Source organism: Deinococcus aquatilis DSM 23025 (genome assembly GCF_000378445.1).
Taxonomy (GTDB): Bacteria; Deinococcota; Deinococci; order Deinococcales; family Deinococcaceae; genus Deinococcus; species Deinococcus aquatilis.
Map to the genome: position 1 here is coordinate 1 of NZ_KB899738.1, position 26,377 is coordinate 26,377.

Here is a 26,377-nt window from a genome sequence, read left to right on the forward strand (position 1 = left end):
GAGCGAACCATCGCCTGGTTGCAGTCCTTCCGCCGTGTCCGAACCCGCGACGAGCACAAAGCCCAGAACTTCTTAGGCTTTGTCCAGCTCGCCTGCATTCTCATCCTGCTGCGCCGAATTTCCGGATGATCTCTAGTAACAGGCAGTGTCCCCGGTAATTCTTTTGAAGAAATCACCCGTACTCCCCTCACTGTTGACGGTAAATTCAACTTCGCAGAATTGCCTATATTGGCCGATAAATATTTATCCAACATTACTGTGGGGGAAAACGCAAGTTGCATATCCAGCCTAGTCATCAGCGATAAAACAGCACGTGGCGGCTCTGCGGCATTCACCGTGGACGCAAACCAAGATGGTAATATCTTTATCTTCATTGAAGACAACGTTAACAAGCAGATATCTCCAGTCTACATTGACAAGGCAACCACTCTTAAAGGTCAAGTGAACTGTAGTTCTGGCGGTGTCAGGACGACCAGCAATTACGATATGGATTTGAAGACTGGGTGGAATGCGCTCCAAGTAAGTGTTGAAGGGACTACTGTCACTTATGCCAACGCGAACTCCTACAGAGGTCAGAAATGGACTCTTCTTACCAACAGTGCTTCACCTATGGCACTGAAGACACAAGGTCTATTCTCACAGCGTTAAGGAGTTGAAAAAGGTGGGCTAACGGCTATCAAACCGTTGGCCCACCTTTCTAGCTGAACATCTACTTCCCCCCGCCCTGAGTCGCCTGCTGTGTAGATTGAATAGCCGTCAAAGCAATCGTATACACGATGTCGTCTACCAGTGCGCCCCGGCTCAGATCGTTCACGGGCTTTCTCAGGCCTTGCAGCATTGGCCCCACGGCCACCACTCCGGCGGCGCGTTGTACGGCTTTGTACGTGGTATTCCCAGTGTTCAGGTCGGGGAAAATGAATACGGTGGCGCGGCCCGCAACCGGGCTGTCGGGGGCTTTCTGCTTGCCCACGCTCAGTACGCTGGCGGCGTCGTATTGCAGCGGGCCGTCGATGATGATGTCGGGGCGCGTTTCCTTGACCAGTCCGGTGGCGGCCTTCACCTTTTCCACGTCCTCGCCTGTGCCACTTTCGCCCGTACTGTAGCTCAGCATCGCCACGCGGGGCGTGATGCCAAAGGCGCGGGCGCTGTCGGCACTCTGGATGGCAATATCGGCCAATTCCTGTGCGTTGGGGTTGGGATTGATGGCGGCGTCGCCGTACACCAGCACCTGCTCGGGCATCAGCATAAAAAAGACACTGCTGACCAGAGCCGCGCCGGGAGCCGTTTTGATGAGTTGCAGGGCGGGCCGCACCGTGTTGGCGGTGGTATGCACCGCGCCCGACACCAGCCCGTCGACCTCGCCCAGCGCCAGCATCATCGTGCCGATGACCACCGTGTCTTCCAGTTGCGCTTCGGCCTGCGGCGCGGTCATGCCCTTGCTTTTGCGGAGTTCCACCATCGGGGCCACATAGTTGGCACGGATCACGTCGGGGTCAAGGATTTCCAGACCATCGGGTAAGGTCAGGCCCAGCCCATCGGCCACCTGACGCACCTTGTCGGGCTTGGCAAGCAGCACGCAGCGGGCAATGCCTTTTTCCACGCAGCGCACGGCGGCCCGCACGGTACGGGGTTCGTCGCCCTCGGGCAGCACGATTCGCTTGTTGGCGGCGCGGGCCTTCTGAATCAGTTCGTACCGGAAGGCACTCGGCGGCAGGCGGCGTTCTCCGTCCACACTGGGGGTGCGGAGGCGTGCGCCCAGCGGCAGGGTATCCAGGCGGTCTGCGATAAAGTCCAGCATTCTGTCCATGCGGTCTGTGTCGTCGTGCGGCACGCGGGCATCCATCCGAGACAGGCGCGAGGCCGTTTCGTAGGAGTTGGTATTGGTTCTCAGGACAGGCAGGGTGCTGGTCAGGGCGGCGCGGCACAGCTTCTCTATGGAATCTTCGGGGCCACTGCCCGAGGTAAACAGCAACCCCGCCAACGGAACGCCGCTGAGGTGTGCCAACGCTGCGGCCATCACCACATCTTCCCGGTCTCCGGGCGTCACCACCAGGGCACCGGGGCCGAACAGGTGAGCCATGCGCGGCACGCTGCGGGCTGTAACCACCGTGCTGGACACGCGGCGCAGATTGGCTTCGCCCTCGTTCAGCACGGTGGCTCCCAGGTACCGCGCCACATCCAGCGTACGCGGCGCACCCAGCGCGGGCCTCTGGGCCACCACGCCCAGCAGGGGCAATTCTCCGCCCGCCAGCACCCGGCTCCGGCTGCGGAGTTCGGCCAGCAGCCCGCCAAAATCCAGCTCACGCGGAGCAAAGTTCAGGATGTATCCGGCCAGCCCTCCCCCATCGCTGCGGCGGTAGGCGAGGGCCGAAATTTCCAGTTCATCGGCCAGCGCAGCCGATGTGACCCCGGCGAGGCTGGACACCAGAATCACCTCGGCTTCCAGATTGCGGGCCAGGCTGGCATTCAGCGCCCCGGCGTAGGTATTGCGCTCAGTGAGGGCCAGCCCCTCGGCCACCAGCACATCTGCGCCGCCCGTGACCCCGCCCGCTGCCTCACGCGAGAGGGCGATCACATTTTCCATCAGTTCCTCTTCGGCCCCGAGGCTCAGTTGCTCTTCGGCAGAGGTCAGCGAAATCGGCTCCGGCGTGCGCGTTCCCATCAGGGCGCGGGCAAAATGCACCGAATCGTCGGTGTCGGCTTCGTGGGTCTGGGCAATGGGCTTCAGAAAAGCGACTTTCAGACCCTGCCGCTCCAGGGCACGCACAAGGCCCAGCGTGGTACTGCTCAGTCCGACACCGTTGCGGGTGGGGGCGACGAAGAGTGTTTTCATGGGGTCTCCTTCGGAGGGGGGTGTAGGGGATGGGTTGTGGGGTGTAGAGAAAATAGAACGTAGAGGGTAGAACGTGGAAAAAGATCAAAACCACGATCTACCCTCTACACTCCCTGCGCCAGCACCGCACTCGTCTGCCGCGCAATACTCAGTTCCTCGTTGGTGTTCACCACCAGCGCCGGAACACCGCCCGCCGTGATGGGGCCGGATTGCCCGCGCACGGCTGCGGCGTTGGCTGCTTCGTCCAGTTCAAAGCCCAGCACCGCCAGGCGCCGCAATGTGGCGGCCCGGATGGTGGCGCTGTTTTCTCCGATTCCGCCCGTGAAGACCAGTCCGTCCAGACGACCCAGAGCCACCGCCATGCCCGCAACCGTCTTGGCAAGCCGGTACACGAACACGTCTACGGCGAGGCGTGCGCCCGCGTTTCCGGTGGCCGCCGCCGCTTCCAGTTCGCGCATATCGGACGCCAACCCCGAGAGGCCCAGCAAGCCCGATTCGCGGTTCAGGGCCGCCGTGATCTCGCTGAGGGTCAGGCCGGATTGCCGCGCCAGATAGTCGTGCAGGCCGGGGTCCACGTCGCCGCTGCGGGTGCCCATGACCAGACCTTCCAGCGGCGTCAGGCCCATGCTGGTATCCACGCTGCGCCCGCCCTGCACGGCGCACACGCTGGAACCGTTGCCCAGATGGGCCGTGACCAGATTCAGCTCGCTCAGTGGGCGGCCCAGCAGCGCGGCGGCTTCGGCGGCCACATACGCATGACTGGTGCCGTGAAAGCCGTATCTCCGTACGCCGTAGCGGGTGTACCACGCTTCCGGCACGGCGTAGCGGTAGGCGACAGCGGGCATGGTCTGATGAAAGGCCGTATCGAATACCGCGACGTGTGGCACGTCTGGAAAGGCCGCCCGCGCTGCCTCGATGCCCGACAGATTGGCCGGATTGTGCAGCGGCGCGAGGGGCACACAGGCCCGGATCGCGTCCATGACTTCGGGTGTGATGCGGGCCGGGGCGCTGAAGCGTTCGCCGCCGTGGACGACGCGGTGGCCCACGGCCCGGACTTCGGAACGCACGCCCAGAGCATCCAGCTCGGCCAGCAGCAGATCGAAGGCTTCGGCGTAGGCCCCGCCCCTCAGTGCGTGGGTGGTGCGCTGTCCATCCCGCTCCAGCCGCACCGACGCTTCGGGCGCACCCAGCCGCTCGGCCAGCCCCGACAGCCGCACCTCTCCCGATGCCGGATTGAGAAGGGCGAACTTGACACTACTTGACCCGCAATTCAGAACGAGCGTCCACATGGCTTCCATTGTGAAGGGTGGCGACAAGGACGGACGGCCCCGACGCGGGTGGTGAGTGCTGACGGTCTAGGAATCTAAAGGTCTGGGGGCTAGGGGGTGGATCGTGGAGGGTAGATCGTGGTCAGGGCAGGAGCGAGCAGGAGGAGGTTAGCCGTTCTTGGGCGGAATTCTTGCGGAGGTGGGTCACTCCTTGAAGGCTAGGCGACTCAACCCCCCCGTTGCTGACGCAACGCCCCCCCTTAGAGGGGAGGAACAAACATCTTTTGTGCTCCCCTTTAAGGGGGGCTGGCTGCGGAGCAGACTGGGGGGTTTACGCAATTAAAGAAACAGTGCCGTAAAAGCCCCACTCTTTTGACCTTCCCACGACGCACAGCCCACTTCCCACTTCCTACCGCAGCCGCTCCACCCGCCGCACTTCCGGCTCTCCGTCCACATGCAGCAGGCGCACGATGGGCGCGTCCGGGTAATCGGCGTACAGGGCTTCTCCCCACTCGATCACGCTGAGGCGGCTGCCCGCGATCAGTTCTTCCAGGTCCATTTCATACAGCTCGGCGGGGTGGCGGGTGCGGTAGGCGTCTACGTGCAGCACGCGCCCCGCCGGAGTCGGGTAGGCGTTCATCAGGGCGTAGGTGGGGCTGGTCACGGGTTCGGTAAAGCCCAGTGCGGCCACCAGCCCCTGCGTCAGCGTGGTTTTACCCGCGCCCAGTTCGCCCTCCAGAAACAGCACCGACCCGGCAGGCAGGGCCAATGCCAGCGCCGCACCAAAGGCCCACTGCGCCTCCTGACCAGATAAAAGGCGTGTTTCTCCGGGCAGCATCGGCAAGGCGGTCATGCAGAAGCCAGAGCTTCGGTGATGCTGTTGGCGTCCAGCACACTCTCGGGCACGCCTGCCATCGCCTCCCGCACCACCTCCAACCCCGCACCGGGCAGATGGCCCTTTTCGCTGAGGGTGCGTTTCCAGTGGCGTGCCCCGGCCTGCCCTGCAAACAGCCCCAGCGTGTGGCGCATCATGCGGTTCAGGGGTTGCCCCTGCTGCACCTGCGCGGCCACATACGGCAAAAAGGCTTCGATGGCTTCGCGGCGGGTGGGCGGCACGGCACCCCCTCCAAAGACATCCCGGTCAGCGGCGGCCAGAATGTAAGGATTCTGATAGGCGGCTCTGCCCACCATCACGCCGTCGGCCCAGGCCAGATGCTCCTGAGCAGCGTCCAGCGTCAGCACGCCGCCATTCAGAACAATCTTCAGATGCGGAAAGTCAGCCTTGAGTTGCTGCACCACTTCATAACGCAGCGGCGGCACTTCGCGGTTTTCCTTGGGAGACAGGCCACTCAGCCATGCTTTGCGGGCATGCACAATAAAGGTGTCACATCCGGCATCCGCCACCGTGGACACGAACCGGGTCAGGTGGTCGTAGCTGTCCAGATCGTCTATGCCAATGCGGTGTTTGACGGTGACAGGCAAGGAGGTTGCGCCGCGCATGGCGGCCACAGCGCGGGCCACCACATCGGGGGTTGCCATCAGGCACGCGCCGAAAGAGCCGTTTTGCACGCGGTCACTGGGGCAACCGCAATTCAGGTTCACTTCGTCGTAGCCGAAGTCCTGCGCTATGCGGGCGCATTCGGCCAGGGCTGCCGGGTCGCTGCCGCCCAGTTGTAAGGCCAGCGGATGCTCGGCGGAATCGAAACCCAGATGCCGCTGGCGGTCTCCGTGCAAGATCGCGCCCGTGGTGATCATCTCGGTGTACAGCAGCGTCTGGCGCGTCAGCGTGCGGTGAAACACGCGGCAATGACGGTCTGTCCAGTCCATCATCGGGGCCACAGACAGCGTATGCGGGGGCAAGGGCGGGGCAGCACTCATCAGCCGACCAGTGTAGCGGCGAGAGAGCCAGAAAAAAGTGGGGCAGGCAGGAGCAGGCCGGAAGTGGGGTGGGACGATTTGACAGAGACGACTCAAGACATCGCTGACGCCTCACCTGATTGGGGGTAAAAATACTCCGACTGTTAGATACCCCCCATCGGGTGTCCTGAGCACAACTCACATCAGACCAACATTGTATGAGTAGCTACCAAGTTAGTAGGGGATATCAAGACCCATCGCCTTTAACACCGACACTAACGGCTCCTTTTATCAACTGGGTATTCAGAAATTTAGATCAGGATCTCGAATGACCATTGGGTTAGAAGTATTTCTCGTTTTATAGCGGCCATAAAAGTAAGTCGTTTCTGACCACCTGGGTAAATTTTAATTCATCTGTAAGCTGCCCGTAAGAACTTTCTCACTACCGTGAAGGAAGTCGCTGCCCCTTTTGAGGTGGCCTGCTGAAGATATTGGGCCGCCCTTTTTCTCTCACGTTCTTTCACGCGAGGAGTTACCATGAGAAGTTATTCCCACCCGCTCCTGCTGGCTGGCACTCTGCTGACCAGCGCCGCGCTGGCTCAGGCAGCCAGCCCCCTTACCCTCACCCTTGCTCAGGCATTGGTGCGGGCTGTTACCGTAGACGGCAAAGCCACCGAACAGCTGAGCGCCGATCCCAAAAATGTACGCCCTGGCGATGTCCTCAGCCAGATGGTGACGGCCCGCAACAGCGGTAGCAAGGCACTGACCAACGTTACGGTGCGCCTGCCTGTGCCCAAAGGCACCACCTACCTGAAGCCCGAAACTGCGATGAATGTCGCCGCGAGCGGAGCCAAGGCCGAATACTCCATCGACGGCGGCAAGACCTATGCTGCGGCACCCCTCAAAAAGACCATCACAGTCACAGAAAACGGCAAGAGCGTGAAGAAGGAAGTAGAGGTCAAGCCTTCCGAGTACACCAACGTTCGCTGGACATTGCCCCAGATCAGTGCGGGCACAGACCTGAAAGTCGGTTTCCGCGTTCAGGTCAACTGATCCGCTTCTCCCCTTTTGGAATGCGCTCTACCGCCTGCCCTCGCCCACAGATTCTGTCCAAGGAGTTTCCATGAAGTTGAACCCCTCCCTTCTCACGCTGATGGTGGCCCTGTCTGCTGGCAGCGCTGCTGCCGCCGGAACGCCCGCAGGCACGCCCATTACCAACATCGCCACCGCCAGCTTTCTGGACCCCAACGACGGCACCACCCCCAAAGAGTCTCAGTCGAACACCGTGACCACCACCGTGCTGCCCAAGCCCGGTTTTGATGTGAACTTCGGCACCACCACCGTAGACGGCAACACTCCGGTGACGCCAGTAGCCACAGCCACCAGCGGCGCAGGCTACTACCCTGGCGGGTACGCGCCAACAGATGTAGTCCCCACCACTGCCGGAACTAACGTGGACACCAAGTACACGCTGGTCAACACGGGCAACAGCGTAAACCCTGTGACCCTCGCGGCAGAGATCAGCGGCAAGAGCGCCACTGGAACGCCCCTGACCGGCGCGGACCTGCCGGTTGTCGAGTACTACCTCGACCTGAACGGCAACGGCAGTATCGATGCGGGCGATACGAAAATCACCGGGCCAGTCAGCATTCCTGTAGATGACCCCCTGACACCCGGCGACGAGGGCAAGGTCACTATCATCCAGCGGGTCAAGATTCCGTCTACCGCTCCCAAGGGCAGTGAGTATTTTGTCAGTCCTCAGGGCACGGGTCAGCAGTACACCGCAGGCACCACCGACCCAGCCTTCGTGGAACCCAGTACCGACCTGCAATACACCTACATCAAGATCGCCAACCCCAGTGTGGATATCACGCCGCCTGCGGATACCGATCCTTCCACGCTTGTCGTGACGCCCCCTGTGCCCGGTCTTGTTCCCGGTACGAGCGGCCCTGTCTCCGATCCCAAAACCTACCCCGCGCCTTCCAACCCGCCCGGTAGCCCGGTGACCACCCCCGGCACCATCATTACCGTAGACCCCGCGAGCGGCGATCAGAACGCCTATCCGCCCGCCGACGCAGGCACGGCCCCCGATGTGGTCACGTTTGTCAGTCAGGTCACCAACAACGGCACGATTCCCGACGCCATCGTCCTGATCCCGCCCACCGGCCTGCCCGTTGGAACCATCGTGACGATTCTGGACGGCAACGGCAACCCGATTACGCCCGATGCCAACGGCAACTATCCGCTGGTCGGCACTGGCCCCGGCGGAACGGTGCTGCCCGGCCAAAGCGTGCCTTTCCGGGTCGTCGTGACCTACCCCGACCCCGACGGCACCACCACCCCTGTTGCCAGCATCCCCGTGACCATTGGTGTGGATTCGGGCAACGACACCGACCTGACGCCCAATACCACCGGCACCTTTACTGTGAACCCGCCCCAGGTTTTGTTCGGTGACCCGTCCGGCACAACCGCCGACCCCACCCTGACGCCGATCCAGGTCGTGGTTCCGGGCGCCCCCACCGGCACCAGCACGTCTCCGACTGACAGCAGCGCCACATTCCCCATGACCATCGTGAACACGGGCACCTACCCAGAGTCGTACAACATCGCGGGCAGCGTGACCGTGCCGGTGATCGATCCGGTCACGGGAGCCATTACCAACCAGGTCGTACCCGTGCGTTACTACCTGGCCGACGCCAACGGCAACCCCACCGGCTCCGCTCTGACCACCACGCCTGTGGTCGTGCCCGGTACACCGCTGCAACTGGTGGCCGTGATCGACGTGCCCGCCAATGCCGCCAGCACCAACGCCAACGGCGTAAGCGCCCCGCTGCCCGTCTCGCAGAGCATTACGGGCACCTTCAGCGGCATTGTTCGCACCGACGACGGTGCCAACAGCGACAAGATCACGGTGGGCGTGGTCAACACCGGCACCAGCGGAATCGAAATCACCAAGACGCAGACTTCGGCCAACATCGACGCCCTGCCCGGCAAAGATATCCAGTACCAGATCGTTGCCAAGAACAACTTCAATGCCCCGGTCCGCAACTTCTTCCTGACCGAGCAGAGTGGAGTGGTCGGCACCGGCACCAACGCCGGAACCACCACCAATCTGTTCACCTACTCCACCTACAAGTCTGTGGCCGCCAGCGCCAACTTTGCAGGCAATCTGCTCGTGCGCTTCAACGGTGCAGCCTGGCAGCCCCTGGCAACCGCCACCGCTCCGGCCAGCGTCACGCGGGTCGATGTGGGCGTAGACAACAATGCAGGCGCACCTGACGGCACCATCACTTCTGCCGATACGGTGCCCAGCACGGGCGTCATTACGGTCAACTTCACGACCACCATCAAGTAAACCGAGCTGGAAGGGCAGCAGTTTTGCCCCCCTGCCCTTCCAGGCCGTACCGTCAGATTCTGCCGTCAATCACCCCCCCCTCAGTACCCCCAGACACTCTACGAATGCAGCTCTGGCAGTGATAAAACCGTCAGAACTAATAAGAGACACTGTAGTCAGAGTGAGTGCCAGATGTGGTTGGAATGAAGCTTCTGGACAGGCCCAACTCTAAGCCGCCGTTCAATTTTCGATGTTCTTTCCGTTCCGCCCCAGTTGTGCGCCCACACCGCCGTTTTCGTTCTCGCTGCACCGCAGCACCAAGGAGCACCACATGAAAGTAAATTCCCGTTTGATCGCCCTGATGGCCGCACTGGCCGCCGGTTCCGCCGCTGCCGCTGGCACGGGCACCACTCCCGCTGGCACCACCATCAGCAACACCGCTACTGCTAGCTTTACCGATCCCACCAGTACCACTAGCGCTCCCGCAAGCGTTAATTCCAACCAAGTAGACACGCTGGTCTTGCCTGTGCCTGCCTTTGACATCACCTATGACAGCACCGACGCCGACGCGACCAAAGGTGATGACAGCGCAATCAATAAGATTCCTGCTGACTACAAAACCGCGGACGCACTGCCTGGCAGCACTCAAGTCGAGTTTTACCAGTTGATCAACAACGGTAACGTCAGTGGCTATGTCGTCAATCTGGCAGCTAATACCACCAACAGCCCCACGACACTGCCGACCAGTGCCGTGACATACTACGCCGCCGCTGCCGATACCAACACAGACGGTGTCCTGAGTCCCGCAGAAATCGCCGCTGCAACCCCAATCACTTCGTTGACGGTTCCAGTTGACAGTGCTGCTACGCCTACCCTAGACGAAGGCATCGTCAAGTTCTTCCAGGTTATTACGGTGCCATCCGATGCCGCAGCCGCAAATGTATTCTCGGCCAGCCCTCAAGGCAGCGCACCCGCAGGGGCCGGAACTACAGCTGTCAACACCTACGCTGCAGTGAACGAAGCCGCTACCGACCTTCAATACGCACAGGTCACGGTCTTTACCCCTGTTGTGGTCGTAAATCCTCCCACCGTGAGCACTACGGTGACGCCCCCTACTGGCACCACGCCTGTCAACGGATACACCGATCCCAACAATCCCTCGACCCCCATCGTGGTTTCTGCCGACGCACAAACGGCTTACCCACCCGCCGATGGCAACACCACGGATGACACCGTAACGTTCAACATCAATGTCGGGAACCCCTCGACCAAAACCGACGTTATCAGCCTGTTCCCTTCGGCTCCTGTAGATCCAAGCGCTCCTGCTGCCCCCAAAGCTCCCCAGTACACCAGCTTTGACGCCGCCACCAGCACCTTTACGCTGAGCGACGGCACTAAGGTGCAGTTCTTGGATACCACTGGCGCTCCTCTGCCCACAGCGGTCAACCCCGCCGACGGCAAAACGTATCCTGTGGTTACCGTTGCCCCCAACGGATCAAGCGACTACGCGGTCAAGGTCACCTACCCCGACTCCAACCCCACGGCCACCTCCAACCCCGCACCCTACACTTTCACGGTGGGCGGCGACTCCAACAACGACTCCGACATCAATACCAACGACACCACGGTGCTGAAGGTTCTGCCCGCTGCCATGCAGTTCGGCGACGCCACGGGGGCACTGGGCACCGACCCCGCTCCTGCCACGACTCAGACGGTCAGCCCCAAAGCCGCTCCGGCACCAGGCAACATCACCAGCAGCCCCGACACCACCGACAACACCGCTGTGTTCCCGATGGACATCGTAAACCAGGGCGAGTACGGCGATACTTACACGCTGACCACGCCCACCATTGCCTTCCCGAACACGGCAGGCACGACCACTCCGGCTACCTACAAGTACGTAGACAGCACGGGTGCCGAGTTGACTAAGGTCGGCGGAAACTACGTCACTCCCGTGGTGGCACCCAACACCGAATACAAAGTCTTCCTTGTCGTCACCGTGCCCGATGATGCGATCACTGGATCGACCACCATCCCCCAGACGGCAACCGGCAACTTCAGCACCATCATTGCCAATGACCCCAACGACGTGGTGAAGGTCGGCATCGTCAACACCAAGCCTGTCGACCCCACAGGCCCCACCTACGACCCCGCTAACCCCAGCAGCTCCACCAGCGGTATTGCTGTCGCCAAGTACCAGGCCAATGGCGCAACTGCACCTGCCCCGGTTGCAGCAGATACCAACGCCCTGACCGCTATCCCCGGCGATACCCTCCGCTACGCCATCATCGCTAAGAACAACTACAACACCTCCGTAGCCAACTTCGTGCTCAGCGATAGCGCCGCTGCCAACAACGTCTACACCTACTCGACCTTCAAGGGCGCAACGGCTACGCCTGTGAACTTCACAGGCATCGCTACGCCCACCGTCTACTACAAGTGGACAGGCACGAAGGCAGGCGCAGTAGTCAGCAGCAGCGGCTTCGTGACTGCGGCACCTACTGCCACTGACATGGATACGGTCACGACCCTTGAAGTGGCTGTAAACACCAACACTGACACCGCCATCACTGCCGCCGACATCGTCCCCGCACTGGCAAGCATCCGCCTCGATATCGAAGTTACCGTCAAGTAACCCCTCCCTCCTCGGTGCGTCCCTGTTCAACTGGGACGCACTTTTTTCACACACAGGCTTTTTAAATGACAGGGTAGTCCCCTTATCGGGTGTACACCCACAGCCTGCCCCCATTTTTATTTCGCCGTCATAGGGATGTCAGAACCGCTCCAGCACACTGATTGGTGTTGATGGACTTCTACCAGACTCTCATAGCAGCTTTTAAATGCCAAAAAATTCATAGATCTTCTTTGAATCCCACTTTAGCCGTCCCCAAGCTTCTTTTTCCCTTCACAACAAGGAGACCATGACCGTGAGCTACGTACCTAAATCCCCACTGCAACTGATGTCTGCGCTGCTGGCGTTGGGTGCCTGTGCGGGCGGCCAGTGGGCCAGCGCCGCCGGTACTTCTGCCGGAACCAACATCACCAACATTGCGACCGGGTCGTTTGATCCACTGGTGCCGGGCGGTCCTGCAAACGCTCAGAGCAACCTGATCAGCACCACGGTGCAGGCTGTGTGCGCCGTCAGCATCACGCCCAACGGCTCGGTCACGGCTCCCGGCCAGAGCGCCACGCTGCTGCCCGGAGAAAACACCACCTTCAAGTACACCATCGTGAATGCCGGAAACGCGGCAGCGACCCTGGGTGTGGTGGGCCGCGTAGAAACGGCGAGCGCCTTTACGCCCGTGCTGGCCGTATACCGCGACCTGAATAACAACGGTGTCGTGGATGCCAACGAGCCGACGGTGAGCAGTGTGGACCTGCCTGCCGATGGCAGAGCCAACCTGCTGGTCGTGGTCAGCACCGCCGAGAGCGCACGCGGGGAAGCCTTCGTGAACCTGATCGGCTCTTGCGGCGGCGAGGGCAGCGCAACCGACGCCGACAACGTGAGCCGCGTGACGGTGGGGCCACCCCCCGAACTGGCCGTAGACAAGAGCTTTACGCCTGCGCTGGTACGCCCCGGTACCGAGACCACCGTGACGGTGAACACGGTGAACGGCGGGCAGGGTGACAGCCGCGAGGTGGTCCTGACCGACCTGCTGACCGATCAACTGGCCCAGGGCCTGAGCTTCGTGGCAGGCAGCGCCAGTGTGGGCAGCGGTGTAGCCGACGCAGTGCTGGAATACAGCGCAGACGGCATCAACTGGCAGGCCACCGAACCCCTTCAGGTGCGCGGTGTGCGGGTGCGTGTACCGACCCTGAGGGCGGGCGCTCGCCTGAGCCTCAGCTTCCGGATGTTGGCCGGAGCCAGCGCCGAAAACCACATCATTCCCAACGTAGCCACCGCAGTGACCGGGGGCAAAACCGCCACGGGCCAGGCCAGCGCCGACGTGCGCTACCTGCCTGCCGTTGCCATCGGGCCGGAAGGCAATCCCGAAGCCCCCGAAGGCACGCCCGCCGATACCCAGAGCAAGACCTTCGCCGTGGTGGGCCAGGTCGTGTGCTTCGACCACACCGTCAAAAACACGGGCGATGTGCGCGACAACTTTACGGTCACGGTGACCTATCCACAGGGCGCGGCCAAGGCCGAATTCCTGAATGCCAGCGGCGGCCCACTGGTGCAGCCCCTTATTCTCGATCCAGGCCAGACTGCCTTTGTGCGTGTGTGCTACACCCCCACACAGGCCGGGGCACTCGACGCCCTGCTGACCGTGAAAGGCGACCGGGGCACCAGCAACCAGACCCGCGACCTGATCACCGGTGTAGAAGGTGGCCTGCCCGAACTGGTCAAATCCAGCTCGGTGGCTGACGGCGTCACGGTCGCAACCGGCGAGAAGATCACCTACACCCTGTCGGTACGTAACCCCTATACCCGCCCGCTGACCAATGTGGTGATCAGCGATCCGGTTCCGGCCCACACCGACTTCGTGAAGGCTTCCGAGAACGGCACTGTGGCAGGCGCAGCAGGCACGCAGACCGTGACCTGGAATCTGGGCACGCTGCAACCCGGTGAAACCCGCACCCTGACGATGGACACGGTGGTTTCCACCCGCGCCGTAGACGGTGAGGAACTGAAGAACATCTTCAAGCTGGTCAGTACCGAGTTGCCCGCGCCGGTTGCCTCCAACGAGGTCAAAACGCCCGTCTGGAGTGCGCGTCTGGTGATCGTGAAGGAAGTGAGCGCCAAAGTCGCCACCTACGGCGACCGCCTGACCTACACCCTGCGGATTCGCAACCTCTCCCCCACCACCGACATCGTGGACGCCATCATCACCGACAATCCCGCTGTAGGGCTGGAGTACATCGGCGGGACGACCACGCTGGCCGGAGCCGCTTACGGCGATCCAACAGTGACAGACGGCATCCTGAAATGGCCTATCGCCGTCATTCCGGCGAACGGCGAAATCCTGCTGACCTATGCCACCCGCGTGACCCCGCAGGCCATAGGCACGCTGATCAATACCGTGGAAGTGATGGGCATTGGAGCAGGCGGTACCAGGCGCGCCATTGCCAGCAACCGCGCCGAGGCCAGCACCCGCCTCGATCCGCTGAAGTTCGCGCCGCTGGGCGACGTGTTGGGCGTCGTGTACATCGACCGCAACCGCAACGGCCTGTATGACGAAGGCTTCGATACGCCTGTGGACCGCGCCCGCATCCTGATGGCCGGGGGCAGACTGGCGCTGACCGACAAGGAGGGCCGCTACCACTTTGCCAACGTGCAGTACGGTACGCAGGCCTTCAGGCTCGATCCCAACACCACGCCCTATCCGCCTCTGAAAGTCCCTGCCGACGGCGACCTGAGCGGCACCCAGACCGTGCATGTACGCGGACTGACCAGTGTGGATTTCCCGCTGGCCCCTCTGGGCGGCGATATCAACGTGTTGCGCCGGACAGTGTTGATCGCGGGAACCGTCCGGGTCGAAAAACTGGTGATTCCGGTCATAGGCGGTTACGTGGTCAATCTGAAGATCACCAGCCCCACAGCCCTCGAAGACTTTGTCCTGACCGATCCAGTGCCCGCAGGCGCGACTTTGAAAGAAGGCCGCAATAGCCTCACTGGTACTTTGAACGCAGGTGAAACCAACCTCACCTACCGCCTCGAAGGGCCGGGGGAAGACCGAGCGGCGACCACCGATCCTTCCGTGAGCTGGAGGTACTGAAGTGAATTCCAAAACAACATCCTCGCTGGCCGCACTGACTGCCCTGACTGCTCTATTGGCAGCGGGTTCGGTGGGACAGGCCCAGGAAATAGACACCAGTCTGCCCGTGACCAGCATCGGCGACAAGCTGATGTGGACGGTTGGCGACCAGAATTTAAATCTCAGTGTGCCCATTGCAGGCCGCATCAAACTCGACCTCTATAGCCCCCGCATGGATCAGGGCGACTACCGCAGCGACACCTATTACGGTGACGAGCAGTACGACGCCAACCGTTCGGCGGTCAGCACCACCTTCACCCTGACCGACGCGAGCGGCCAGGTGGTCTTGCAGCGCACCTTTACACCCGGTGCCCACGCCTGGGAAACCCTGCTGGAACAAGACCTGAGCGCAGGCCAGTACCGCCTGAAAGTGGAAACCAAGGGCAACGGCAAAAATACCTTCGCGGTGCGCCTGACCGGAGTCAGTGCCGATGTGACCGCCGAGCGCCTGACCGTCAACATTCATTCTCAGGACTGGGTTCCGGCCATCAACGTGACCACCGACGGCAGCGTGCCCTACGTGGTTCGGATGTACGACGGCGACGGCGCGGGCGAGCTGGAAGCCCAATTGCGCGACGAACAGGGCAACGTGACGCCCCTGACGGTCAGCGAGGATCTGGAATGGGCGGATCTGGCCCTGCCCGAAGCCGCTGGACGCTACGTCATAGAACTGCGCCAGACGGGAACGGCCAAGCAGTACTCCAACACCGCCGGGTTCAGCCTGCTGCGTGCAGGAACCGCCACCCCGATTACCCTGACGCGGGTCGATCAGACCGGACAACTGCGCGTAACTGCCGAGCTGATCTTGCCCGGCAGCACGGCGGCCACCAATGCCGACATCACCCTGAACGGCCAGCCCGAACAGGTGGAAGGCAGCCTGACGCGCCGCGTCCCTGTGGGCGACTACGACCTGACTGCCGCGCCTGTGGCCGGAGCCACCGTGACGCTGGATCAGAGCCGCCTGAGCGTGCCCAAAGGCGGGATGGCCGAAGGACACGTGCAGATTCGTCCTGAAGTGGCCCTGAGCCTGCAAGCCGACAAGACTGAAATCTGCATCGGTGACCGCGTGACCGTGACGGCCCGCGCCACCACCGCCTACGCAGGCGACCTGCCCATGAACCTCGCGCTGGACTTGCCCGGACTGGACATCAGCGGCGCAAACACGCTTGAGGGCACCCTGAATGCAGGACGGCCCGGCGAACTGAGTGTCATCGGCACCGCCACGGTTGCTGGTCCCCTGACCGTCAGTGCCCGCCTGAATCCCTGGGAACAGGGGCAGACCATCAGCCTGAACGTGCTGCCCAGCGCGACCAGCCTGCAACTGAGCCGTGCGCCGCTGGCCGCCGCGACCGTGGGCGACGAAGTGACCGTCAGCCTGACAGTCAAGAACACTGCTGCCCAGAGTGTGCCTTTTGTTCTGAGCGATACCCCCGGCGCAGGTCTGGTGGCCCTCGACTCCACCACTTTTGAAGGCACGCTGGACGCGGGCGAAAGCCGCACACTGACCTACCGCGCCCGTGTGGAATCGGCAGGCGACGCCACGCTCAACGCCCAACTGAACAGCCCGTCTTGCCCCGCTCCTCAAACGGTCAGCGGCCTGCTGAATGCCGCGCCGCTGCCGGTGCCCGAACCTGTCGTGGTCGTGCCTGAGGTACGCCCCGCACCCGCCCAGATACGTGAAAGCGTGGTCAGTCTGCCCTACGACGCACCTGCCCATACCAACGAACTGGTGATCTCGCATCTGCCGCCCGCTGGGGCCACCGTGACCATGGGCAGCAGCCGCCGAAACGGTCAGCCTATTTCTGACCCTGTGGTGGGTCCGAGCGGCACGCTGTACTGGGTCATTCCGGCCACAGACAGCAAGGCGCAGAGCGGCGTGATCAGTTACGATCTGGCGCATACAGAGGCGCTGGACGTGATGGCCGCCCCTTCTCTTCTCAGCCGACTGGCGGGGAACCGCAGCGAGCTACTGGAAGGCACCTTCAATGCCGCCGACCTGAACGCCGCCCGCCCGCTGGCTGCCCCCGCTGCCGCCGCCACTGCCGAAAATGCCGGGGCCATCAAACTGCCCCTCTCCGGCACGCTGATTCGTACCCGTGACCGCATCAGCGTCATCGTCGAAGCGCCGCTGGGCAACCTGCCCACACTGACCGTCAACGGACAGGTGGTGGACTCCTCGACCATCGGTACCAACGTTCAGGACGGCGTGCGCGGCGTGCAGCGCCTGACCTACGTGGGTGTACCCCTGAAACCCGGCCCCAACATTCTGAGCGTGGGCAGCGACACCACGACCGTGCAACTGGTGGGCGGCACTGCCCAGATTCAGGTGCTGGCGACCCAGATGCTGGCCGACGGCAGTACGCCCCTGCGCGTCAAATTCCGGGCGCTGGACGCATTCGGCAACCTTGCCTCGCTGAGCAGCGTGACGGTACGCACCAACCTCGAACCCCGCACGCCCGACGCCAACCCCGGCGAAAGCGGCTATCAGGTGCGTCTTGAGGGCGGCGAAGGGGTGCTGGAACTGCAACCCCAGTCTGCTCCGACCACCCTGAATCTGGACCTGCTGAACGGTGACGAAGTGCAGCGCCAGAGCTTTGAAGTCCGCCCTGACGCCAGTCGCGTGGGTGTGGGCATGCTCAGCGCGACGCTGGGGCTGGACGGCAACCTGAACCTGCAAGACGACCTGACCTGGCAGGGCAAAGGTTACTACGAAGGCCCGCTGACCGGGGGCAAACTGTATGCCGCCGCCGACAAAGATGGCCTGCCCACCGACGAAAATACCCTGATCCGCTACCCCGTGGCCGGAGACGCCAGCACCGAAAGCGTGCCGCTGCAAGGCATCGATCCTGTGGCGCTGAGCTACGATCACCCGGCCTTCCGTGCCCAGTACCGCACCACCGCGCTGCCCATCGATGTTCTGGCCCTGGGCGAGCAGTTCACGGCGCTCAGCGCCTACACCAAAACCAATCCTTCGGTATCGGCTTTTGCCGCGCTGGTGCCGCGTGAGCGCATTACTGACACGCCTCTGACGCCCGAAGGCACGCGCATCCTGCGCCTCCCGAATGCGGGCATCGCAGAAGGCAGTGAAACGCTGGTGCTGGTGACGCTGGAACGTACCCTGCAGGCCGACGGGACTCAAAAAGAACTGAGCCGCGTGACCCTGACGCGCAACATAGACTACGTGCTGGACGTGCGAACTGGGATCGTCACCCTGGCCCGCGCACTGGATACCGTAGACAACGACCTGAATACCCTGCGCGTGCTTGCCAGCTACCGTCTGCTGAACGCCGAGGATGGCCGCCGCACCGCCTTCGGAGCGCAGGTGAAGCAGACCGGAGAGAATTACTCTGTGGGCGTGGCCGCCGTGAGTCTGGATGACCGCGTGACCTACGGCGTGCGTGCCCAGTACGACAACGGCACCCTGAAAACCGGGGCGCTGCTGGCCTACTCGGGCGGCGTGCAGGCCAGCGCCGACCTGACCACCAAACTGGGCGACGACAACCTCGGCGCCCGCGTGCGTTATCAGGACTCGGGCTACGGCGGCCTGAACGGATTTGGCGTGGGGCTGAACGCCAGCGCCAGCTACAACGCCCGCTTGGGCGCGAACCTGAACGCTATTGCCGACGGCGAATACCACCGCACGCCCACCACCGAGGGCGGCACTCTGGGCGCACGGGCCGAATTCAGGGTTGCTCCGTTTACGGTGGGCGGCGGCTTCAAGTACGCCTACGGCGACGTGTACGGCCTCGGCGCGGTGGGCAGCATCGGCTATCACCGCAACCCCGTAGACGTGGACGTGGTGCATGTGCAGCCTCTGAGCGGCAACCTGGACGCCACCACCAACATCACGGCCAAGTACCGCTTCAACGACAAGGTAACGTTGGGCCTGACCGACGCCATCACCTGGGGCGTGGGCAGCACCAACAACATCACGCAGTCGGCAGCCCTGACCCTCGATTCCCGCCTGGGCAACGTGAACTACGCGCTGGGCTACGAGCTGCCCACCGCTAGCGCCGCAGGCAACCGCGCCCGCTTTGGCGTCACCACCGCTCTGACCCTCAGCGAGCGCGTGAACGTGGGCCTGCGCGGCAGCGCCCTGTACGACCTCAGCAAGAATGAGGCCCAGCTGGGTGCAGGTGCAGACGTGAACTACCGCAGCGACAGCATAAGTGCCACCACCGGCACTGACCTGACCTACAGTGGCGGCAAGTTCGGCGTGGTGGTCCGCGGCGGAATCACCGGAACCGTTACCCCCCACCTGACCCTTACTGCCGACGCGCTGGCCGAATGGGCCGCCGACAAGACCGGACTGCGGGCCAGCCTCGGCTACGCCTACCGCAACCGCACCCTCAACAGCCTCGGTTACGTACGCTACCTGCAGGGCAGCCTCGGCGGAACGCAGCCCGAACTCAGCACTGGCCTCAGCGCCGAGTATCGCCAGCCCACCTGGGCCGTGCGCGGCGGAGTAGAGACCCGCACCCTGCTCAACGACACCGACAGCTTTACCTTGCAGGCACAGATCGGCGGCACAGCCTACCTCACCGACCGCTTCGGCTTGGGGGCGTGGGGCCGCATGATCACTCAGCCTGCCAGCAGCAACACCGCCTACGGCTTCGGCCTGGAAGCCAGCGTGCGTCCCCTGGCCGGAACGTGGCTGACCGCCGGATATAACCCGGTGGGCTTCGTGGGCCTGCCCAGCGCTGGCACCTACACCCGCCAGGGCGCTTACCTGCGCCTCGACCTGACCATCGACGAAAATTTGGGCAAAGAGCAGAAGTAGGAAGTGGGAGAGGGGGCAGCCGAGAGCCTGCCCACCCTCTCCCGCTCTTTTTTTGATCTTTTAAATGAACATTAAGTCAAAAATATATGCCCAAAACCCCAGTAGATCATCAAAAGTCATTAATTTTTTTTGAAGCGTTAATTTAAAACCAAGACATCTAAATTAGATTTTTCCGGATTCAGACCACCCAGTTGTTTTGCACTAAGAAGCAAATTATCTCGACACGAGGACAGAAAAAACATGATGACCCCTCCCCAACGAACACTGAATCCGCTGCAACGACATTACCTCCTCCTCTCTCGACCCCCAGCCCCAGGAGTGACCCTCACATGAACTTGCTTGCATCTTTACAGCGTTGGCTACCGCCAGTTTCACGGGTTTCTTCTCGTCTTGCAGGCTTGCTGTTGGCCGCTGCCATCATCTGCGGCGCAGTGACGCCCACTGCACAGGCCCAGTTCGCTACGGGGGGCAGCGGCATCTACCGCAGCCAAATCTATTGGATTGACTGGGGAAGCGCGGGCACTTCGATCCCGCAGTTGGGGCAGACGGTCACCCAAAACATCACCGTTGCCGGTCAGACGTTGGTCCTCACCTGCACCATCAATGGCATCAGTGGCAGTGGCACTGACCCAGATTTGGCGATCTACAGGCCAGGTGACTATTTTGAAGATGGCCTCGATAACCTGTACAACATTGGCGGCATAGGTACTGGCGACCCAGGCACGAATCCAAACACCATGAACATCGGTCTCATCAACCGAACCGCAAGCACGAACGCCACCTTTACCTTCAGTTGCGGCATGACGCTCGGAGGGGTTTCCTTTCCTCTGGATGGTCTGGTGTTTGCCGATGCGGAAACCACCAGCGAAACCGAGTCAACGGTCGTGACGCTTCCCGCCGGAGCCACGATGCGCGTCATTGAGCGGCTCCGTGAGGCTAACTGCGACGAGCCTTACTACGTTGATGTGTCAGGGACTACCTACACCTTCAGAACTGGGATCGCTCCTGTCTCTGGGAGTGGCATCGTTAACGCTTGTTATGGTACTGCCCCATTTGTTGAGACCTCGGCCATGGCCGTCGGCTTTCTGGATAACGCGACTTCCGCCACCGTGAAGATTGTGGGTGGGGGTAAACAAGCGGTGGCCCTCGGCGTGATGCTGAACATCGCCGACTACGGCGACGCTCCGAGCACGTACGGCAACGTGGCCCACATTCCTCAACTCAACTGGACGAGCGGCACCCTCTCTACGGGAACCAACCCTATTTTCCCCGCTACGACGGCCTCTCCTGCGTTCACCTTGGGCACGCAAACGCAGCCCACTTCCGCCTTACTGGGCAGCACAGTAGACCTTGAAAGCGCTCAGCAGTTCAATGCTGGTGCAACGGGCGACGATAGCACCGGGATCGATGACGAAACCAGCGTGACCTTTCCCACGATGAAGCGCGGCACGACAGCTACTGTACCTGTAGTCATCGGTGGCGTTGGCCGCTTGAATGCCTGGATCGATTGGAACGGCGATGGCGATTTTGCCGATAGTGGGGAGCAGATCGCAACGGATCAGTCGGTCCTTGCGGGCACCACCAACCTCAGCGTCACCATTCCCAGTACAGCGGTCTTGGGCACTACTTTTGCTCGCTTCCGCATCTGTACCGTCATTGCAAGCTGCACTACACCGACTGGCGTTTCCGCTTCGGGCGAAGTCGAAGATTACAGCCTGAGCATTGTGGCTCCGATTCTGTCGGTGACCAAAACCAGCAACGGCCCCTGGGTCCCAGGCCAGACCGGAGCCACCTACACCCTGACCCCCAGCAACAGCGCCGGAACAGCCGCCACCAACGGCACTGTCACGGTCATTGATGTGCTGCCCAGCGGCATTACCCCCGGCTGGACGGGTACCCAGACGACCAACGGCTGGAGCTGCACCTTTGTCGGCCAGACCGTGACTTGCACCAGCACCACCTCAATCGCAGTGGGTGCGAACGGCACCGATATCGTGGTTCCAGTCAATGTTAGCGGCGCGGCAGGAACCGCGACCAACTATGCCTCTATCGGTGGCGGCGGCGATACGCGCAACAGTGGCGTGGCCCCCACCCCCGGCGCAAGCTGCACCCCCAGCGGCATGTGTACGTCTGTGGATACCATCCTCACTGCCGCACCTCCCCTGGCCTGCACCGCCAACCTTTACGGCATCTTCGGAAACGCCTCCACGACCACCAATGTGCAGAGCCTCAGCCTCGCCAATGTTCTGGGGACACCATCAATCACCACCATTCCAACCTCGACCAGCAACGCTGCAATGGCAATCAGCACGAGCGGAGACAAGATCTTCGTGATGGGTTCCGATTACGTTCTGCGCGTCTACGACATTCCCACCAATACTTGGGCTACAGCGGGAACCTTATCCGGGTATGTCGTAATCGATGGGCGACCTCTGCGAATGGCGATTGGGCCAGACGGCACCGGCTATGTCGGAATGAGCGGCTCCTTATGGACCTTCTCGCAAACGTCGCCCTACACCCTCTCAAGCGTGAAGACCGTGAGTTATACCGACACTTCCGGCTTGTCTCCAACGCCCTTCCTTGCACGCAACCTCGCCAACAACAGTGCGGCTAATGGTGATTTCTTTGTAGACAGCGATAACAATCTGTATCTGATGGCGAACCCGAACATTACAACGCTCACACCAAGCAGCCAAAATTACCTTGATCTCTTTCTCATTCAGGGAGCGACGGGCGCATCACCTGTTGCCAAATTTTTTGGACGATTTCTTACCCCTGCCACAAATACGGTTTACACTGGTATTGCGGCCCTCAGCGGCGGTCTATATGTCATTGGCTTTGGCGGCGAAATGCTTTCTATCGATCTTGCCAGTAAGACCATCAACACGCTGACAACCAATACTTCGACCATCGGCAGCGATTTGGGTAGCTGTTATTACCCTTCGCTGCGTCCTCTTATTACCTCCACCAAAACCGTTACCAAGACTGCGGCTGGTTCAACAGACACCACCGGAGACACCCGAGCTTTTGCGGGCGATACCCTGACCTACACCATCGTCGTCAGAAACTCTGGCACTCTGGTGGCAACCGGAGTCAGTTTTCAGGACATCATTCCGGCTGGAACCACCTATGTCGCAAGCAGCGCCACCCTGAATACTGTGCCCGTAACCGACGCGACGGGTGGCGTGATGCCTTATGTGGCAGGCAAAGTCATCAAAAGCCCCAGCACGACCATCACCGGCCAGCTTGAAGTGGATAGCACGCCCGGAACAACAACTGACAAAGAAGCCACCATTACCTTCAAAGTCAAGGTCAATGCCGGGACAACCAGCGTCAGCAACACGGGCGCTATTCAGTACAACGATGATGCCACCGGCACAGGCACGGTAGCCACGCTAAATACCAATACCACCACCACACCCGTGTATTTCTTCGATTACGGCGAAGACCCCAACTCAGCACCGGGCACGCTCAGCGCCAATTCTTACAAAACCCTGTTCGCTGAAGACGGGGCGCGGCATGTCATCGATAGCATCCGCCTGGGCAGTACGGTTAACGCCGATACCAACGGATCACCAGTCGTATTCGGAACCGTGATTACGGCCACAGACAACGATGGTGTCATCTTCAATGCAACTGCGGGTATTCCCACCCTGCTGAACATGCAGAACAGCAGCACCACCGCCAATACGGTGACGGTGACGGCTTCTGCCGCCGGGTTCCTGAATGCCTGGATCGATTACAACCAGAACGGCTTGTTTGATACTACGGAGAAAATATTTGCGGATACCCCTGTGGTAGCCGGAGCCAACACCCTGACCTTTAATATTGCTTCTGCCACTATTTCCGGCCTGACCTATGCCCGCTTCCGAGTGACTACAGGTTCGGGCCAAGCCACCCTGCCCACCGGACTGGCTCCCAACGGCGAAGTTGAAGATTACGCAGTAAAACTGACCAGCTCTGTTTCCAATACAAGTACCTGCGTCGCCAATCCTCCCAACACCGTGGGTCTGAATTTCCGTTGGTTCGATACTGCTACGTCAACCAGCTCATTCAGGCGTTTTCAGCGTGTGGGCGCTCTGGCCGACGGCACCCTGCTTGATCTGGAGTTGACCAGTTCCCTACCCGTGACCGTTGGGGGACCAACCCAGCCTCTGATCGGTACTCAGCAAATGACAGCAACAGGCAGTACTAATATCGTCTATACCATCAAATTCTTTGTCTCTGGAACCAATACCCCGATCAATGTTTCGGTTGCCAACCTCATCACCGATGTGGATGGCGAAGCAGGAACTGCCGGTACGACTGTAGGCAATCCTGCTCCTGTAGGTGCGGGCACCAGCGAACATGTTGCTTGGAAAGCCAGCCAAATCTTTGAAGCCCAGTACAACAGCAACGCTCAGTTGTATCTGTTGAACAATCCCTTTACTGGGGTAGCTTCCGCCGCCTCCTCCATCAGTTACGACAAGATGGTCGTGGGCAAGTATGGCAATGCTGTGGGTACAACAGGCACCAATGATTATCCAGACGGCACAGCCAAAGCCGTGCGCCTTGTCACCAAAGAAGTGAGCAGCTTTGATTGGCTGTACTACGCGGGGCAGTTCGGCGGATCCACCATCGACCTGACGGGCAAAACCAGCATCGTCGCCGATTGCCCTCCGATCCTCAATCTTGCCAAGAGCAGCAGCGCCAGCTCCTGGACGGTGGGTCAAAGCGGAGCGACCTACACCCTTACGGCAACCAACAGTGGCCCGAAAGCCACGTCCGGCACCGTGACCCTCACCGATAAACTGCCCACGGGCATTACTGTTCCCAACGGCGCAGTCACGCTGAGCGGCACGAATGCAGCTAACTGGGCATGTACGGCGGCCAGCAATACCCTGACCTGCACCAGTTCTACGGTCATTGCGGCAAGTGGCACGAGCACCTTTACCTTCCCGGTCACAGTTGGCGCTACCGCCACAGGCACCCTGACCAACTATGCCAGCATCAGCGGCGGCGGCGATGCCAGCACCTTGACCAACGCGAACTCGGCCAGTTGTGCGCCCAGCAACCTGTGTGCCAGTGCCAACACCAGCATTACCACGGTCTCCATCCCTAACGTAACGCTTCTTAAACTCGTTCGGAACGTGACCAACGCAACGACCTTCGTCAGCACCAATGTCTCTGTGAAGCCCAAAGACATCGTCGAATATTGCATTGCCTATGAAAACACGGGTGGCAATGCAGCGAACTTTGTGCTAACCGACTATGTTCCCTTTGGAATGGTGATCGTGCCAGACGCCTACGGCACGGGCAAAGGCGTTCGCTGGAGCAGCACCACCAAGGCTGCCATAGGCGATGCTGCCGCCCCAACCGGCACCAACCTGACCAACATCACCGATAGCCCCACTCCTGATCAGGGCACCTTCAACAACACCTCTGTTGTCAATCCCTCCGATCCTGTCGGCAGTTCCAGCCACCCCGGTCTGATGACCCTCAACCTCGGTGCCACCGGACTAACCACCGCAGGCAAAGGCACCGTCTGCTTCCAGACACAGGTTCCCTGATTCAGTTGCACTGATCTAAGCTAGGCCACTAGCCGCCTAAGCTTCACTTTGACCCCACTTGCATAGCGCAAGTGGGGATTTTTTGTCTTTTTCTTTAGATTCTTTTCCGGGAATTTACTCGAATTGTAAGTGGCTCAAATTTATGAACACCAAGTCAGAATAAGAAACTGTATTTTCTTCCCGTATTCATAAATTGATGGGTTAGAGGTCGAACTTCCTAGAGTAAAATTCGATTTTATAGCCCTATGGTCAAATTATTTTGCCCTGTACTGAGATTATAATTACGGGTCTATAGATATAAGCGCGTAAATTATCGGCAGGAATATTTATTATACGACTGCCCAGTCAATAAAGGTGAGATCGGGGTAAAAGAGATTTTTTTCACGCCTTCAAATTTGTTTGTGATAGATCGCTAAGAATGCCGTATTTATGATCAGGTTCGCATGAGCTTTAGATCGGCTAGAGAATTACACGTCCCTAAATAATTCTCTTGGATATAAACATTCAATCGTGAAAATATCTCTCATATAGCTGCTACCAACAGGAGTCCAATCAGATTTTAAGCCAGTATCTACTTAATATATGAAGCGATAAGTAATTCTGGGACACTTCAAGTCTCTATGTCAATAGACAAGGAAGGAAATGAAAAATATAGCACTTATATTACGGTCAATAAGAAAAAAAGGCAAATTTCTCGCAACTGCTGCCGCAATGTCAGGAGCTGCGCTGGCAGCACCTTCATATTGTACTGCTACCTACACTATTTCGACCAGTGCATCAAATCAAATCGGCTTTTTCAATGACCTCACGAACGGGGTTGTCCCTATTTTCCCAGCCGCCTCTACCAACTCCAATGCCATAGCACAAAGCCCGACAAACGCCATGCTATACTATATAGATCGGGCCAATAACAGCGTTCATAAACTCGACGTTAATACAGGAATTGATACGACGGCCAGTGGCACTCTTAATCCCGCACCACTTAACATTATTGGTGGCA

11 protein-coding genes and 1 pseudogene are annotated in these 26,377 nt (G+C 60.5%); 8 read left to right on the forward strand and 4 right to left on the reverse strand.

All coding sequences use genetic code 11. The features are described from left to right. Window positions 1-129: pseudogene (locus F561_RS29070) on the forward strand (IS5-like element ISDds9 family transposase); the annotation flags it as partial. Window positions 130-228: 99 nt separating this feature from the next. After that, the gene (locus tag F561_RS29075; protein ID WP_157452006.1) at window positions 229-648 is read left to right on the forward strand and encodes a hypothetical protein; all 420 of its coding nucleotides are present in this window, start codon (window positions 229-231) and stop codon (window positions 646-648) included. Between the two features lie 61 nt (window positions 649-709). On the opposite strand, the gene pta is transcribed toward F561_RS29075, so the two are convergent. The 4 genes from pta to dusA form a co-directional block, all read right to left on the reverse strand. Then, on the reverse strand, window positions 710-2,833 hold the full coding sequence (gene pta / locus F561_RS0118960; RefSeq protein WP_019011547.1) for a phosphate acetyltransferase: 2,124 nt from the start codon (window positions 2,831-2,833) through the stop codon (window positions 710-712). Window positions 2,834-2,937: 104 nt separating this feature from the next. Continuing rightward, window positions 2,938-4,122, reverse strand: coding sequence for an acetate kinase (locus tag F561_RS0118965; protein WP_026299072.1), 1,185 nt, complete (start codon window positions 4,120-4,122; stop codon window positions 2,938-2,940). Between the two features lie 388 nt (window positions 4,123-4,510). After that, complete coding sequence (tsaE, locus tag F561_RS0118970) at window positions 4,511-4,954, reverse strand: tRNA (adenosine(37)-N6)-threonylcarbamoyltransferase complex ATPase subunit type 1 TsaE (RefSeq protein ID WP_019011549.1); 444 nt, start codon at window positions 4,952-4,954, stop codon at window positions 4,511-4,513. Further along, on the reverse strand, window positions 4,951-5,979 hold the full coding sequence (gene dusA, locus F561_RS0118975; protein ID WP_019011550.1) for a tRNA dihydrouridine(20/20a) synthase DusA: 1,029 nt from the start codon (window positions 5,977-5,979) through the stop codon (window positions 4,951-4,953). The genes tsaE and dusA overlap by 4 nt, the downstream gene beginning before the upstream one ends. A gap of 516 nt (window positions 5,980-6,495) precedes the next feature. On the opposite strand from dusA, the gene F561_RS0118980 reads away from it, so the two are divergent. The 6 genes from F561_RS0118980 to F561_RS0119005 all read left to right on the forward strand — a co-directional run bounded on the left by F561_RS0118980 (window position 6,496) and on the right by F561_RS0119005 (window position 25,377). After that, on the forward strand, window positions 6,496-7,011 hold the full coding sequence (locus F561_RS0118980; protein ID WP_019011551.1) for a DUF11 domain-containing protein: 516 nt from the start codon (window positions 6,496-6,498) through the stop codon (window positions 7,009-7,011). Between the two features lie 70 nt (window positions 7,012-7,081). After that, on the forward strand, window positions 7,082-9,313 hold the full coding sequence (locus F561_RS0118985) for a hypothetical protein (RefSeq protein ID WP_019011552.1): 2,232 nt from the start codon (window positions 7,082-7,084) through the stop codon (window positions 9,311-9,313). Window positions 9,314-9,623: 310 nt separating this feature from the next. Next, window positions 9,624-11,927, forward strand: a complete 2,304-nt coding sequence (locus F561_RS27390; protein ID WP_157452007.1) for a hypothetical protein — start codon at window positions 9,624-9,626, stop codon at window positions 11,925-11,927. 286 nt (window positions 11,928-12,213) lie between these two features. Beyond that, entirely contained in the window at window positions 12,214-15,009 is a 2,796-nt protein-coding gene (locus tag F561_RS0118995; RefSeq protein WP_157452008.1) for a DUF11 domain-containing protein, read from the forward strand. Window position 15,010: 1 nt separating this feature from the next. Next, entirely contained in the window at window positions 15,011-19,828 is a 4,818-nt protein-coding gene (locus tag F561_RS0119000) for a DUF11 domain-containing protein (RefSeq protein ID WP_019011555.1), read from the forward strand. A 398-nt stretch (window positions 19,829-20,226) separates the two neighbouring features. Beyond that, window positions 20,227-25,377, forward strand: coding sequence for a CshA/CshB family fibrillar adhesin-related protein (locus tag F561_RS0119005; RefSeq protein WP_019011556.1), 5,151 nt, complete (start codon window positions 20,227-20,229; stop codon window positions 25,375-25,377). The last annotated feature ends 1,000 nt before the right edge of the window (window positions 25,378-26,377 follow it).